The organism is Streptomyces sp. NPDC101234 (assembly GCF_044767525.1).
GTDB classification, from domain to species: domain Bacteria; phylum Actinomycetota; class Actinomycetes; order Streptomycetales; family Streptomycetaceae; genus Streptomyces; species Streptomyces sasae.
The window spans coordinates 164655-178642 of record NZ_JBIWOA010000010.1; the positions used below are offsets into that span (position 1 = coordinate 164655).

The 13988-nt window shown below is 71.0% G+C and carries 12 protein-coding genes and 1 pseudogene; 2 read left to right on the forward strand and 11 right to left on the reverse strand.

Translation table 11 applies throughout. The annotated features are described in order from the left end of the window. Nucleotides 1-88 precede the first annotated feature (88 nt). From yajC to pgsA, 11 genes and pseudogenes are all read right to left on the reverse strand, one after another. On the reverse strand, nt 89-604 hold the full coding sequence (yajC, locus tag ACIRR9_RS20010) for a preprotein translocase subunit YajC (protein ID WP_403753405.1): 516 nt from the start codon (nt 602-604) through the stop codon (nt 89-91). Between the two features lie 771 nt (nt 605-1375). Then, complete coding sequence (gene ruvB / locus ACIRR9_RS20015) at nt 1376-2449, reverse strand: Holliday junction branch migration DNA helicase RuvB (RefSeq protein WP_403753408.1); 1074 nt, start codon at nt 2447-2449, stop codon at nt 1376-1378. 27 nt (nt 2450-2476) lie between these two features. Continuing rightward, complete coding sequence (gene ruvA, locus ACIRR9_RS20020; RefSeq protein ID WP_123978501.1) at nt 2477-3082, reverse strand: Holliday junction branch migration protein RuvA; 606 nt, start codon at nt 3080-3082, stop codon at nt 2477-2479. Next, the gene (ruvC, locus tag ACIRR9_RS20025; protein ID WP_089103224.1) at nt 3079-3618 is read right to left on the reverse strand and encodes a crossover junction endodeoxyribonuclease RuvC; all 540 of its coding nucleotides are present in this window, start codon (nt 3616-3618) and stop codon (nt 3079-3081) included. Before ruvC ends, ruvA begins: the two co-directional genes overlap by 4 nt. 150 nt (nt 3619-3768) lie before the next feature. Next, nucleotides 3769-4521, reverse strand: a complete 753-nt coding sequence (locus ACIRR9_RS20030; protein WP_232651528.1) for a YebC/PmpR family DNA-binding transcriptional regulator — start codon at nt 4519-4521, stop codon at nt 3769-3771. Between the two features lie 52 nt (nt 4522-4573). Then, nucleotides 4574-5176 carry a pyridoxal 5'-phosphate synthase glutaminase subunit PdxT gene (pdxT, locus tag ACIRR9_RS20035; RefSeq protein WP_123978498.1) on the reverse strand — a complete coding sequence of 201 codons (603 nt, stop codon included), beginning with the start codon at nt 5174-5176 and terminating at the stop codon, nt 4574-4576. Next, entirely contained in the window at nt 5176-6081 is a 906-nt protein-coding gene (gene pdxS / locus ACIRR9_RS20040) for a pyridoxal 5'-phosphate synthase lyase subunit PdxS (RefSeq protein WP_123978497.1), read from the reverse strand. The genes pdxT and pdxS overlap by 1 nt, the downstream gene beginning before the upstream one ends. Before the next feature lie 105 nt (nt 6082-6186). After that, a complete protein-coding gene (locus tag ACIRR9_RS20045; RefSeq protein WP_403753414.1) occupies nt 6187-6729 on the reverse strand; it encodes a hypothetical protein in 543 nt (180 codons plus the stop codon). A gap of 136 nt (nt 6730-6865) precedes the next feature. Continuing rightward, the gene (locus ACIRR9_RS20050; protein ID WP_365345601.1) at nt 6866-8026 is read right to left on the reverse strand and encodes a glycosyltransferase family 4 protein; all 1161 of its coding nucleotides are present in this window, start codon (nt 8024-8026) and stop codon (nt 6866-6868) included. Continuing rightward, nucleotides 8023-8931: a phosphatidylinositol mannoside acyltransferase gene (locus tag ACIRR9_RS20055; protein WP_403753416.1), complete on the reverse strand. Its 909-nt coding sequence runs from the start codon at nt 8929-8931 to the stop codon at nt 8023-8025. Before ACIRR9_RS20055 ends, ACIRR9_RS20050 begins: the two co-directional genes overlap by 4 nt. Next, a pseudogene (pgsA, locus tag ACIRR9_RS20060) lies at nt 8928-9663 on the reverse strand (phosphatidylinositol phosphate synthase). The gene ACIRR9_RS20055 and the pseudogene pgsA overlap by 4 nt, the downstream one beginning before the upstream one ends. Nucleotides 9664-9885: 222 nt before the next feature. On the opposite strand from pgsA, the gene ACIRR9_RS20065 reads away from it, so the two are divergent. Further along, entirely contained in the window at nt 9886-12084 is a 2199-nt protein-coding gene (locus ACIRR9_RS20065; RefSeq protein ID WP_403753418.1) for an elongation factor G-like protein EF-G2, read from the forward strand. A 161-nt stretch (nt 12085-12245) separates the two neighbouring features. Next, a complete protein-coding gene (locus tag ACIRR9_RS20070; protein WP_403753421.1) occupies nt 12246-13886 on the forward strand; it encodes a hypothetical protein in 1641 nt (546 codons plus the stop codon). Nucleotides 13887-13988: the final 102 nt, after the last annotated feature.

Here is a 13988-nt window from a genome sequence, read left to right on the forward strand (position 1 = left end):
GACATGGTGTCGGGATCCCGTGCGGTAAACAGACGCGCCCGGGGTGCGGGGTGCGCACAAGGTGCGCGCACCGCTCCCCGGGTCGCGGCTACTTCGCGTCGGAGTCGCCGTCGGTCTTCTTCGGCTCTCCGTCGGCCTTCGCGTCGGAGGTCTCGGCCTCCTCGGCCTTCTCCTCGGTCTCCGCTTCGGCGGCGTCCTTCTTCCCGAAGTCGACGGCCTTGTCGTCGGAGGCGGCGGCAGCGTCGGCAGGCTCGTCGTCGGTCTCGGTGAGGGAGGAGGCGTCGTCCGGAACGACGTCGGCGTCGGACTTCAGGTCGTGCTCGATGCCGTGCACGATGCGGTTGTACTCGTCATCGGTGAGGATGGCGCCGATCGCGTTCTTCGCGAAGAGAAGCTCGACACCCGGGCCCGCGTCGAGCAGGACGGTGTCGTCGTTCACTTCCTTGACCGTCGCGTACATGCCCCCGATGGTGCGGACGCCGCTGCCGGGCTGCAGATCGTTCCGCATGTTCTGGGCCTGCTGCTGCCGCTTCTTGTTCGAGCGCGTCAGCAGGAACATGGCCGCGATGAGCACGACCAGCGGGAGAAGGGTCAAGGTATTCACGGGACGGAATTTCCTTCGCGCGGCCGCGGCGGTGAGCGGCCTGGATGATGGGGGCGTGGTCGGCGCCGCCTGTAGAGGCGGCATCGGCGGAGTCTAAGCGAGTCCACTCGCATGGAACAACGCTCAGCATGGCACCTGGGTTCCTGCGCCCGCCAATGCCCCGCCGTCACGAAGAGATCACGTCTGCCGCGGGGCCCTGGCGGGCGGGCGGCGGTGTGTCCGGAAGCCGGGGCCTCGACGGCTCGGGACGACCCGGGTCCGGGTGGGCGACGACCGGGCGAACCGGGGGTGGGGGAACCGGCGGAGCCACGCTCTGGGATCAGGCGGAACTGCGGTGCAAGAAGCCGCGAACCGGCCGGTCCGGGATCCGGGCGCACCGGCCGGCGCAAGAACCGATGGACCGGCCGGTCCGGGATCCGGGCGAACCGGCCGGCACGAGATCCGGTGGACCCGCCGGTCCGGGATCCGGGCGAACCGGCCAGCGCAAGAACCGATGTATCGGCCGGTCCGGGATCCGGGCGAACCGGTCGGCACGAGATCCGGTGGACCGGCCGATGCTCGATCCGTGGATAGTTCGGGGAGTTCCCCGGTGGGAACTCCGGCGGACGGTTGGAGGGACAGTCCGTGGCGGGCCGGAGGGAGCCCGAGGCGACGGCTCGTGATGGGGCCGGGGGAAGCCCGCCGCGGCGGCCCGTGGCGGGAGCCGGCGGCGGGTTCCGCGCGACGGCCCGTGACGGGCTCCAGCGTGGCCGGGCCTTCGCCGGGCCGGTGTCAGGTGCCGAACAGGTCCTGCTGGCCGGTGCCGCCCGCCGCGCCTCTTGGGGCGGTCAGGCCGAGGTGGGCCCAGGCGGCGGGGGTGGCCACCCGCCCGCGCGGGGTGCGGGCCAGCAGGCCCTCGCGGACCAGGAAGGGCTCGGCGACCTCCTCGACCGTCTCGCGCTCCTCCCCCACCGCCACCGCGAGCGTCGACAGGCCGACCGGGCCGCCGCCGAACAGCTTGAGCAGGGCCTCCAGGACGGCGCGGTCGAGCCGGTCGAGGCCGCGCTCGTCCACCTCGTAGACGGCCAGGGCCGCGTGCGCGATCTCGCGGTTGATCAGCCCGTCGGCCTTGACCTGCGCGTAGTCGCGGACCCGGCGCAGCAGCCGGTTGGCGATACGGGGCGTGCCGCGCGAGCGGCCGGCGATCTCGGCGGCGCCGGCGGGCTCGATCTCGACGTCCAGCAGATTCGCCGAGCGGTGCACGACACGCTCCAGCTCGCGCGGTTCGTAGAACTCCATGTGCGCGGTGAAGCCGAAGCGGTCGCGCAGCGGGGGCGGCAGCAGGCCCGCGCGCGTGGTGGCGCCGACCAGGGTGAACGGCGGCAGCTCCAGAGGGATGGCGGTCGCACCCGGGCCCTTGCCGACGATCACGTCGACGCGGAAGTCCTCCATCGCCATGTACAGCATCTCCTCGGCCGGCCGCGACATGCGGTGGATCTCGTCGAGGAAGAGGACCTCGCCCTCCTGGAGGGAGGAGAGGATCGCGGCCAGGTCGCCGGCGTGCTGGATGGCGGGTCCGGACGTGATGCGGATCGGGGCGCCCATCTCGGCCGCGATGATCATCGAGAGGGTGGTCTTGCCCAGGCCGGGAGCGCCGGAGAGCAGCACATGGTCGGCGGTGGCGCCACGCGCGCGTGCGGCGCGCAGGACCAGGTCGAGCTGCTCGCGGACCTTCTCCTGGCCGATGAACTCGCCCAGGTCCTTGGGGCGCAGCGCGGCCTCGACGGCCTGGTCCTCACGGTCGGCGACGGCGTCCACCAGCCGCTCCGCGTCGGCGCCGGTGTCGGTCGTGTCGTCCCAGTTCATAAGTGATGTGCCTCAGCGGTCGTGGGGTCAGCGGGCGCGGTTGAGGGTCTGCAGGGCAGCCTTGAGCAGCTGGCCGACCTGGGGCGTGCCCCCGGCGGCCTCGGCCTGCGGGGCGACGGCGGTGACGGCCTCCTCGGCCTCCCGGGTCGCGTAGCCCAGACCGATCAGGGCCGCGTGCAGCTGGTCGCGCCAGCCCTGGGTGACCGGGGCGCCGATCGCGGGGGCACCGACCGGTTCACCGAGGCGGTCCTTCAGCTCCAGCAGCAGCTTCTGCGCGCCCTTCTTCCCGATGCCGGGGACGGCGATGAGCGCTTTCTCGTCACCGGTGGAGACGGCACGGCGCAGGGCGTCCGGGCTGTGGACCGCCAGCATCGCCTGGGCCAGGCGGGGGCCGACCCCGCTCGCCGTCTGCAGCAGCTCGAAGGTCTGCCGCTCGTCGTCGTCCACGAAGCCGTACAGGGTGAGCGAGTCCTCCCGTACGACCAGGGAGGTGGCGAGTTTGGTCTGCTGGCCCATGCGCAGCCCGGACAGGGTGTTGGGCGAGCACTGGACGGCGATGCCGATCCCTCCGACCTCGACGACCGCAGAGTCCGGGGCGAGGGCGGCGACCGGGCCGCTGACGAAGGCGATCATGCCGTACGGCCTTTCGTTGCGTTGGCTGCGTGCAGGGCGACGGCCTGCTGGAGTCGGTTCTGGGCGGGGGCGCGCCAGATGTGGCAGATGGCGAGCGCGAGGGCGTCGGCGGCGTCGGCGGGCTTGGGCGGGGCACTGAGCCGGAGCAGCCGGGTGACCATGGCGCCGACCTGGGCCTTGTCGGCACGTCCGGAGCCGGTGACGGCGGCCTTGACCTCGCTGGGGGTGTGCAGGGCGACGGGGATGCCCCGGCGGGCGGCGCACAGCATGGCGACGGCGCTGGCCTGGGCGGTGCCCATCACGGTCCGTACGTTGTGCTGGCTGAACACCCGCTCCACGGCGACGAATTCGGGCCGGTGCTCGTCCAGCCACTGTTCGATGCCCTGCTCGATGGCGACCAGGCGATGGCCGAGTTCGGCGTCCGCGGGCGTCCGTACGACCCCCACGCCGACCATGGTGAGCGGCCGCCCGGCGACGCCTTCGACGACACCGACACCACACCGGGTCAGCCCGGGGTCCACCCCCAGTACGCGCACCGCGCCCCTCCCTTCGGTCTCCCCCAGCTATCGCTGGGAGGTGCCCCCAGTTTGTGCAGGCTATCCGGTGCCACCGACAACGGCCGACACGACGGCGGGCCGACGGGTGTGTCCCGTCGGCCCGTTGGGTCCGTGCAGCCCGTCGCGGCGTTACGCGTCGACCTTCTCCATGACCTCGTCGCTGACGTCGAAGTTGGCGAAGACGTTCTGCACGTCGTCGCTGTCCTCCAGCGCGTCGATCAGCTTGAAGATCTTCTTGGCGCCTTCCTCGTCCAGCTCGACCTGCATGGTCGGGACGAAGTTGGCCTCCGCGGAGTCGTAGTCGATCCCGGCGTCCTGGAGGGCGGTGCGGACGGCGACCATGTCGGTGGCCTCGCTGAGCACCTCGAAGGACTCGCCCAGGTCGTTGACTTCCTCGGCGCCCGCGTCCAGGACGGCGCCCAGGACGTCGTCCTCGGTCAGCTCGCCCTTGGGGACGATGACGACGCCCTTGCGGTTGAAGAGGTACGACACCGAGCCCGGGTCGGCCATGTTGCCGCCGTTGCGGGTCATGGCGACGCGCACGTCGGAGGCCGCGCGGTTGCGGTTGTCGGTGAGGCACTCGATGAGCACCGCGACACCGTTCGGGCCGTAGCCCTCGTACATGATCGTCTCGTAGTCGGCGCCGCCGGCCTCCAGGCCGCCGCCGCGCTTGACCGCGGAGTCGATGTTCTTGTTCGGGACCGACTGCTTCTTCGCCTTCTGGATGGCGTCGTAGAGGGTCGGGTTGCCTTCGATGTCGACGCCGCCCATGCGGGCCGCGACCTCGATGTTCTTGATCAGCTTCGCGAAGAGCTTGCCGCGCTTGGCATCGATCACGGCCTTCTTGTGCTTCGTCGTAGCCCATTTAGAGTGGCCGGACATCTGCCTGTCTCCTTCGCGTAACCCATCCGAACAACGAACGCCAGAGATCCTACTAGGACTCCGTCGCCCGGTCCGCGTGCACCATGTCGACGAACAGGGAGTGCACACGGTGGTCGCCGGTCAGTTCCGGGTGGAACGACGTGGCGAGCGCGTTGCCCTGGCGGACCGCGACGATGTGGCCGCCGTGCTCGGCGAGCACCTCGACGTCGGCGCCCACGGACTCGACCCAGGGGGCGCGGATGAACACGCCCTCTACAGGATCGCCGTCAACACCGCGTACGTCGACCGCCGCCTCGAACGACTCGTTCTGCCGCCCGAAGGCGTTGCGGCGCACGATCATGTCGATGCCGCCGATCGTCTCCTGGCCCGAGCGCGGGTCGAGGATCTTGTCGGCGAGCATGATCATGCCCGCGCAGGTGCCGTAGACGGGCATTCCGGCCCGCACGCGCGCGCGGAGGGGCTCCATCACGCCGAACAGGACGGCCAGCTTGGAGATGGTGGTGGACTCGCCGCCGGGTATGACCAGGCCGTCCACCTCGGCGAGTTCCTCGGGGCGCCGGACCGGCCTGGCCACGGCGTCGGCCGCGGCCAGGGCGATCAGGTGCTCCCGTACATCGCCCTGGAGCGCGAGCACTCCGACTACGGGAGTGGTCATCACCAGCCCCGGTTCGCGTAACGCTCGGCCTCGGGGAGGGTGTCGCAGTTGATGCCGACCATGGCCTCGCCCAGGTTGCGGGACGCGTCCGCGATGATCTTCGGGTCGTCGTAGAAGGTGGTCGCCTTGACGATGGCGGCGGCGCGCTTGGCCGGGTCGCCCGACTTGAAGATGCCGGAGCCGACGAAGACGCCCTCGGCGCCGAGCTGGCGCATCAGCGCGGCGTCGGCCGGGGTGGCCACGCCACCGGCGGAGAACAGCACCACCGGCAGCTTGCCGAGCTCGGCGACCTCCTTGACCAGCTCGAAGGGGGCGCGCAGCTCCTTGGCGGCGGCGTAGATCTCGTTGTTGTCGCAGCCGCGCAGCTTGGCGATCTCACCCTTGATCTGGCGCAGGTGGCGGACCGCCTCGACGACGTTGCCGGTGCCGGCCTCGCCCTTGGAGCGGATCATGGCCGCGCCCTCGGCGATGCGGCGCAGGGCCTCGCCGAGGTTGGTGGCACCGCAGACGAAGGGGGTGGTGAACGCCCACTTGTCGGAGTGGTTGACCTCGTCGGCCGGGGTGAGGACCTCGGACTCGTCGATGTAGTCGACGCCGAGGGACTGCAGGACCTGGGCCTCGACGAAGTGGCCGATGCGGGACTTGGCCATGACCGGGATGGAGACGGCCTCGATGATGCCCTCGATCATGTCCGGGTCGGACATCCGGGCCACGCCGCCGTCCTTGCGGATGTCGGCCGGGACCCGCTCCAGGGCCATGACGGCGACGGCGCCCGCGTCCTCGGCGATCTTCGCCTGCTCCGGCGTGACGACGTCCATGATCACGCCGCCCTTGAGCTGCTCCGCCATGCCGCGCTTCACGCGGGCGGTACCGGTCTCGGGGGCCTGGTTGTCGGTGGTGGACACGGGTGACCTCGCTGAAGTGAAAGAGGGTTTCTGCGAACACCGAGGAAACGCGAACGGACCAGTCCACAGCAAGGGCCAATGGGAAGCCGGTGGATCGTTTTACGGCTAGGCAACGCGCTCGACCAGCGCGGCCGGCGGTTCGTCGTCCATTTCGAAGGCCAGCGGGAAGGGGGCGTGTCCGGCCAGCCGGAACCACCTGACCTTGCGGTGTTCGCGGAGCCGGCGGGCCGCGCCGACGGCGTCGTTGTGGAAGCGGCGGGCCATCGGGACCCGGCGCACCGCCTCGGCCAGCTCGGTCGCGGCGGCCTCTCCGCCGGGCGCCTCACGGACCTCCTCGACCTGCCGCGGGTCCTCGAAGACCGCCCGCAGCGCCTGGCTCAGCTCGCTCTCGGCGACCTCCCGCTGCTCCTCCTCGGCCTGCCGGGCGGCGTGCGCGGCCTCGTACAGCACGATCGAGGCGGCAGGGTCCAGCACCCCCGAGGTCGCCAGTTCCTGGGCCACGGAGGCCCGCCGCAGCAACTGGGCGTCCAGGGCCGCGCGAGCGGCGTCGATACGGGAGTGCAGCCGGTCGAGCCGCCCGGCGGTCCAGCTCAGGTACAGGCCGATCACCACGAGGGCGGCGAGGATCCAGATGAGCGTTGCGGTCACGGGCGGAACGCTATAGGAAACGCCGGCTGCAGCGCCCTGTCAGGGGCGCGGGGCTGTATCCGATGTGCGGCTGCCGCCGCGCGGGCGCGACCAGCCACAACGGAGCCGCACCCGTCGGACGACCTCTCGCGGCCCACTAATCTCGCGCCAGCCCGAACCGCGCCCGCAGCCCCGACCGCTCGTCCGCCGCCACCGCCGCCGCGCCCGCCGTCACCGTCTCGTAGACCGACAGGATGTCCGCGCCCACCGTCGACCAGTCGAACCGGCGCACATGGACGCTGCCGCGCTCCCGCAGCTCGGCCCGGCGCTCCGGGTTCTCCAGCAGTCGTACCGCCGCCTCGGCCAGCGCGTCCGCGTCCTCGTTGGCGAACAGCTCGCCCGCCGCTCCCTGGTCCAGGACCTGGGCGAAGGCGTCGAGGTCGGAGGCGAGGACGGGAGCCCCGGCGGACAGTGCCTCGACCAGGATGATGCCGAAGCTCTCGCCGCCGGTGTTGGGCGCGATGTACAGGTCGAGACTGCGCAGGAAACGGGCCTTGTCCTCGTCGCTGACCATGCCGAGGAACTCGACTCGGGAACGGAGCTCGGCGGGCAGGGACTCGACCGCGGCCTCCTCGTCGCCCCGGCCGGCCACCAGGAGTCTGGTCCCCGGGCGGGCGGCGAGGATCTTGGGAAGGGCCTTCATCAGCACCGGGAGGCCCTTGCGGGGCTCGTCGATACGGCCGATGAAGCCGATGGTGTCGCCCTGCCACTCGGGGCGCGGCTCGGCCTTGGCGAAGAAGTCGACGTCCACGCCGTTGGGGATCACGACGGCGTCGCCGCCGAGGTGCTCGACGAGCGTGCGGCGGGCGTACTCGCTGACGGCGATCCGCGCGCTGATCTTCTCCAGGGCCGCCTGGAGGATCGAGTACGCGGCGATCATCGCGCGGGAGCGCGGGTTGGAGGTGTGGAAGGTGGCGACCATCGGGCCCTGCGCCGCCCAGCAGGTCAGCAGGCCGAGGGAGGGCGAGGTCGGCTCGTGGATGTGGACCACGTCGAAGGCGCCCTCGTGCAGCCAGCGGCGTACCCGCGCGGCGGACAGGAAGCCGAAGTTGAGGCGGGCCACCGAGCCGTTGTACGGCACCGGGACCGCGCGGCCCGCCGAGACGACGTACGGCGGCAGCGGGGTGTCGTCGTCGGCGGGGGCGAGCACGGAGACCTCGTGGCCGAGGCGGATGAAGTACTCGGCGAGGTCGCGGATGTGGAATTGGACCCCGCCCGGGACGTCCCAGGAGTAGGGGCAGACGATGCCGATCCTCACGACGGTCCCTTCGCGGGGTCGAGGTCCGCGAGCCACAACCGCTGCAGCATGTGCCAGTCCTCCGGATGGTCGGCGATCCCGGTGGCGAAGGCGTCGGCCAGCGCCTGTGTCATGACAGACGTCCTCGAGGTCCGGTCACCTGACTCGGGTACCTCGATCGGGGCGTGCACCCGGCCCTTCATGACGGGGGTGTCGTCGTACCAGAGCGTCACGGGGAGCAGGTACGCGCCGGTCTGCTGGGCGAGGAGGGCGGGTCCGGCGGGCATCCGGGCCTTGTCGCCGAAGAAGTCGACCTCCACCCCCGACTCGGACAGGTCGCGGTCGGCGACCAGGCAGATCAGGCCGCCGCCGCGCAGTCTGCGGGCCAGGGTGCCGAAGGCGGTGCCGCCGCTGTGTGGGAGGACCTCCATGCCGAGGCCCTCGCGGTAGGCGACGAAGCGGTCGTAGAGGGTCTCCGGCTTGAGGCGTTCGGCGACCGTGGTGAACGGGGTGTTCAGTTCGGTGGTGACCCAGGCGCCGGCGAGGTCCCAGTTGGCCAGGTGCGGCAGCGCGATGATCACGCCCCGGTCGGAGGCGAGGCCGTCGGTGAGGTGGTGGACGTCCTTGACGTCGAAGCCGCCGCGGATCCGCTCCTCGCTCCAGGCGGGCAGCCGGAAGGACTCCATCCAGTACCGCAGGTACGACCGCATGCCCGCCCGCGACAGCTCACGCAGCCGCTCCGGGCTCGCGTCGGGCACCACGCGCGCGTAGTTGGACTCCAGGCGCTGGACGCCCTTGCCGCGCTGCCGCCAGGCGAGGTCCGCGATGGAGTCGCCCAGGCGTACGGCGACCGGCTCGGGGAGCTTCTTGACGGTGCTCCAGCCGATTCCGTACAGGGTGTCGGTGAGCCGGTCGGTGGCGGTCACTGCCCGGCCTCGGTGCCGTGGGAGGCCTTCTCGCGCTCGGCCGCCGCCTCCGCCTCGGCGGACTCGCGACGCACCGTGACGACCCGCTGGACCAGGGTGACCAGGCTGCCGACGGCGACGATCCACAGGGCGATCGGGAGCAGGATCTGGATGCCCGGGACACCGAACTTGTGGAACCCGGCCAGACCGGCCGCCACCAGCGAGATCACCAGGCGCTCGGCCCGCTCGACCAGGCCGTTGACGGCCACCGGCAGCCCGATCGACTCGCCGCGCGCCTTGGTGTACGACACCACCTGGCCGCTGGCCAGGCAGAAGATGGAGACCGCGCACAGGACGTTGTCGTTGCCGTTGCCCGCGTACCAGAGGGCGAAGCCGCCGAAGATCGCGCCGTCGGCGACCCGGTCCAGGGTGGAGTCCAGGAAGGCGCCCCAGCGGCTGGTGCGGCCCAGCTGGCGGGCCATGTTGCCGTCGACCAGGTCGGAGAACACGAAGAGCGTGATCACGATCGTGCCCCAGAAGAACTCGCCCCTGGGGAAGAAGACCAGTGCGCCCGCGACCACTCCGGCCGTGCCGAGGAGCGTGACCGTGTCCGGGCTCACGCCCCGGCGGATGAGAAACGCGGCGAACGGTGTGAGGACACGCGTGAAGAATGCACGCGCGTACTTGTTCAGCATGGCCTTCCCGACGGTCGTTGCGCCGTGCGGCCCCTGCTGGCCACCCCGGCTGGCCCATCGTAGCCACGCGTGCGTGTGTGCGACGGCTGGGCACTCTCAGTCGGCACCGGTGGACGTCCGGGAAGGGCCCCACGGGCACGATCACGTCCTTCGTATGGACGCACCGTGACGGGAGTGGAAAGCTCGAATAACCGCGGGCGTCATCGGAGCCGCCACCGCACGCGGCCCGCCATGCAGGCCCGCGCCCACAGAGACCTCACCGTGCACGGGAGGCAAGACCATGGGCGACAAGACCAAGGAACACCCCGGAGCCGCCGGCAGGGCTACGGCGGCCGACCACCCCGCGTCCGTACGGAATGTGGTGCTGGTCGGCCACTCCGGATCGGGCAAGACCACATTGGTGGAAGCTCTCGCGCTGACCGCGGGAGCAGTGAACCGGGCGGGCCGTGTGGAGGACGGCGGCACCGTCTCGGACTACGACGACATCGAGCACCGGCAGCAGCGTTCCGTACAGCTGTCGCTGGTACCGGTCGACTGGAACGGAATCAAGATCAACATCCTGGACACCCCGGGATACGCCGACTTCGTCGGTGAGCTGAGGGCCGGTCTGCGCGCCGCGGACGCGGCCCTTTTCGTCGTCTCGGCCTCGGACGGGGTGGACGGCTCGACCCGGATGGTGTGGGAGGAGTGCGCGGCGGTCGGGATGCCGCGGGCGATCGTCATCACACACCTGGAGGCCGCCCGCGCGGACTTCGAGGAGATGACCCGGGTGTGCGCCGAGGCGTTCGGCGCCGACGACCCCGACGCCGTACTCCCCCTCTACCTGCCCCTGCACGGCCCGCAGGGCCCGGACGGGCACGCGCCCGTGACCGGGCTGATCGGGCTGCTCACGCAGAAGCTGTTCGACTACTCCTCCGGGGAGCGCAAGGAGTCCGAACCGGGACCCGACCAGCTCCCGGACATCGACGAGGCCCGCAACCGGCTCATCGAGGGGATCATCTCGGAGAGCGAGGACGAGACGCTCATGGACCGCTATCTGGGCGGCGAGCAGATCGACCTCAAGACACTGATCGAGGACCTGGAGCGGGCCGTCGCACGCGGCGCGTTCTTCCCCGTCCTGGCCGCCGCCCCCGCGGCCGAGGGCGCCCGCCAGGGGCTCGGCACGGTGGAGCTGCTGGAACTGGTCACCGGCGGCTTCCCGACGCCGTTCGAGCACCCCACGCCCGAGGTCACCACCGTCGACGGCAAACCACGCGAGATCAAGCCGTGCGACACGGACGGTCCGCTGGTCGCCGAGGTGGTGAAGACCGCGTCCGACCCGTACGTCGGCCGGGTCTCGCTGGTCCGGGTCTTCTCCGGCACGCTGCGCCCCGACGAGACGGTCCATGTCTCCGGGCACGGCATGGCCGACCGCGGCCACGAGGACCACGACGTCGACGAGCGGATCGGCGCCCTGTCCACGCCGTTCGGCAAACAGCAGCGGCCGGTCACGCACGTCATCGCCGGTGACCTCGCGTGCGTGGCGAAGCTCGGCCGCGCGGAGACCGGGGACACCCTCTCCGGCAAGGACGACCCACTGCTCATGGAACCGTGGGAGATGCCCGACCCGCTGCTGCCGCTGGCCATCCAGGCGCACAGCAAGGCGGACGAGGACAAGCTGTCGCAGGGCCTGTCCCGCCTGGTCGCCGAGGACCCGACCATGCGCCTGGAGCAGAACCAGGACACCCACCAGGTGGTGCTGTGGTGCCTCGGCGAGGCCCACGCGGACGTCGCCCTGGAACGGCTGCGCAGCCGCTACGGCGTCCAGGTCGATGTCGTACCGCACAAGGTGTCCCTCCGGGAGACGTTCGCCGGGAAGTCCGCCGGGCGCGGCCGGCACGTCAAGCAGTCCGGCGGGCACGGGCAGTTCGCGATCTGCGAGATCGAGGTGGAGCCGCTGCCGGGCGGCTCGGGCATCGAGTTCGTCGACAAGGTGGTCGGCGGTGCGGTGCCCCGGCAGTTCATCCCGTCGGTCGAGAAGGGCATCAGGGCCCAGGCCACCAGGGGAGTCGCCGCCGGCTACCAGCTCGTCGACGTGCGGGTCACCCTGCTCGACGGCAAGGCCCACTCGGTGGACTCCTCCGACGCCGCCTTCCAGACGGCGGGCGCGCTGGCGCTGCGGGAGGCCGCGGCCGACGCGAAGATCCATCTGCTCGAACCGGTGGCCGAGGTGAGCGTCCTGGTCGGCGACGACTACGTGGGCGCGGTGATGAGCGATCTGTCCGGTCGGCGCGGCCGGGTCCTCGGCACCGAGCAGACCAGCGGCGGGCGCACCCTCGTCAAGGCCGAGGTGCCCGAGTTCGAGATCGGCCGCTACGCGGTCGACCTGCGCTCCCTCTCGCACGGCACGGCCCGGTTCAGCCGCTCCTACGCACGGCACGAGCCGATGCCGCCGCAGATCGCCGAGAAGATCCGCGAACAGGTGAAGGAGGCCTCCTAGTTGATCCGGTAGTCGACAACACAGGTGTTCGGCGGGCGGCTTCGGCCGTCCGCCGACGGTTGTCGGTGGCTGGGGATACTCTGAGTACTTGATCAACAGGTGTGCGGAGTACGGAAGTCGGGAAGGCCGCAGGAGCGGGACGGCGGCAAGTGGGGGCGGGAATGAGCTTCGAGGACTTCTTCGGGCCACAGGTGCCCAGGCCGGGCGGCGAGGCGCAGGCCCCGACCTATGCCCTGGCCTCGGCGGCCTACCGGGACACACCCATGGAGGAGATCAAGAAGGCCGACAACGAGTGGCACCAGTCCACGGTCAACGAGGGCCGCAAGTGGGCGAAGATCTTCCGGCCCAACTTCGGTGAGGCGTACTCCCAGGCGGTCATCGACCGCATGCTGGGCGTCGGCCGCAAGCCGCTGATCCAGTCCTTCGGCAGCGAGCCCCAGGTGGTCGTCGAGCACTGCCTCGCCGCCAACCGCATCCGCAAGGAGCGCGACCAGCGGCTGACCGCCGTCATGTTCCTGTTCGGTGTGCTCTTCCTGCCCGGCCTGGCGGTCTGGCTGCTGGTCTTCCAGCTCCGCGCCACCATGCTGAAGAACGGCAACAAGCGGGTCTCCGGGCTCGGCAGCGCCCTGCTGGCCGCCGTCGGCGTCCTCGCGGTGATCTTCCTGATCCGGATGCCGCTCACCGGCTTCTGGGGGTGGTACGCACGCGGCTGCATCGTGCTCCCCGTGGTCGGCTGGTACCTGGCCAAGCGGCTGTGCGAGAGCACCGCACAGAGCCTGCGCGCGGCCTGGGACGGCCTGCTCTCCGGCGGCAGCGTCGGCGCGAAGGTCCCCGAGGCGGTGCCGACCAGCCCCGACCAGGCGGCGGCCGAGCAGCTGCGCCAGTCGCTGGCCCGGCTCAGCGCCGAGCAGCAGTCCAACTCGGTCTTCTACGCCGGCTCCAAGGGCATACTCGGCATGGGCACCCGCTGGGGCTCCTGGCACCTCGCGGAGGAACTGGTCCCTCTGGACCCGGTCAAGGGCGTGCACGAGTTCCGCGCGTGGACGGTCATCCGGGAGGTCGAGAAGGAACTGAGCGTGCTGCACCGGCAGCACCTGAAGACCGGCGGCTTCCCGGAACCGCAGGTCAAGCACTGGATCGTCACCCATGTCGGAGAGGGCGCCAAGGCGGTGTCCCGGCCCGACGGGGACTACAAGGTGGGCCCCGGTGACGTGGAGCGGATCTGCAACAACAACCACTTCGACAAGGGCGAGCGGCACTATCTGGGCGTGCAGTGGCCGAACCTCTGGAACGGCGAACTGATCATCACGATGATGGTCACCGTGACCGTGCTGAAGGAGACCCTCCGCATCGAGGTCACCGGACACGCCCTGGGCCCGCTCAGCGGGTTCTTCAGCGGCAAGCCGGAGGCACCCACCAAGACGGTCGCCAAGACCGTGAAGTTCTGGGAGACCCGGACCATCAAGCTGCCGCTGGTCACCCCGGACGAGGTGGTCCGGCTCGCCGCACGGGCGACGCTCAGCTGGTACCCGCCGCTGCTGAAGTGGCTCGGCGGTTCCATAGGCCTGCCCGAGCCGTTCGGCCTGCGGCACGCCTGGGCCGACCAGCCCTGGAACCACCGCTTCATGGCCGACGACGCGCTGCGCGCGGCCACGCCGATACTGCGTGCGGTGCACCGGGCCGCGTTCACCGTGCTCCAGGACCACGACGTCAACATGGACAAGTTCAACGCGCGGGCGGGATCGCTCAGCGGGGCGGTCCAGGAGGCGTCACCGAAGAAGGCCGACAAGTACGACGCGTGAGCCTCCGGCGGTTCGGCCGAAGTGGCGGGTGCGGCTCGGTGTGCGGCCCTGGGGGCTGCCGCCCCCAGACCCCCGCTTCGGCCTGAACGGCCTCGTCCTCAA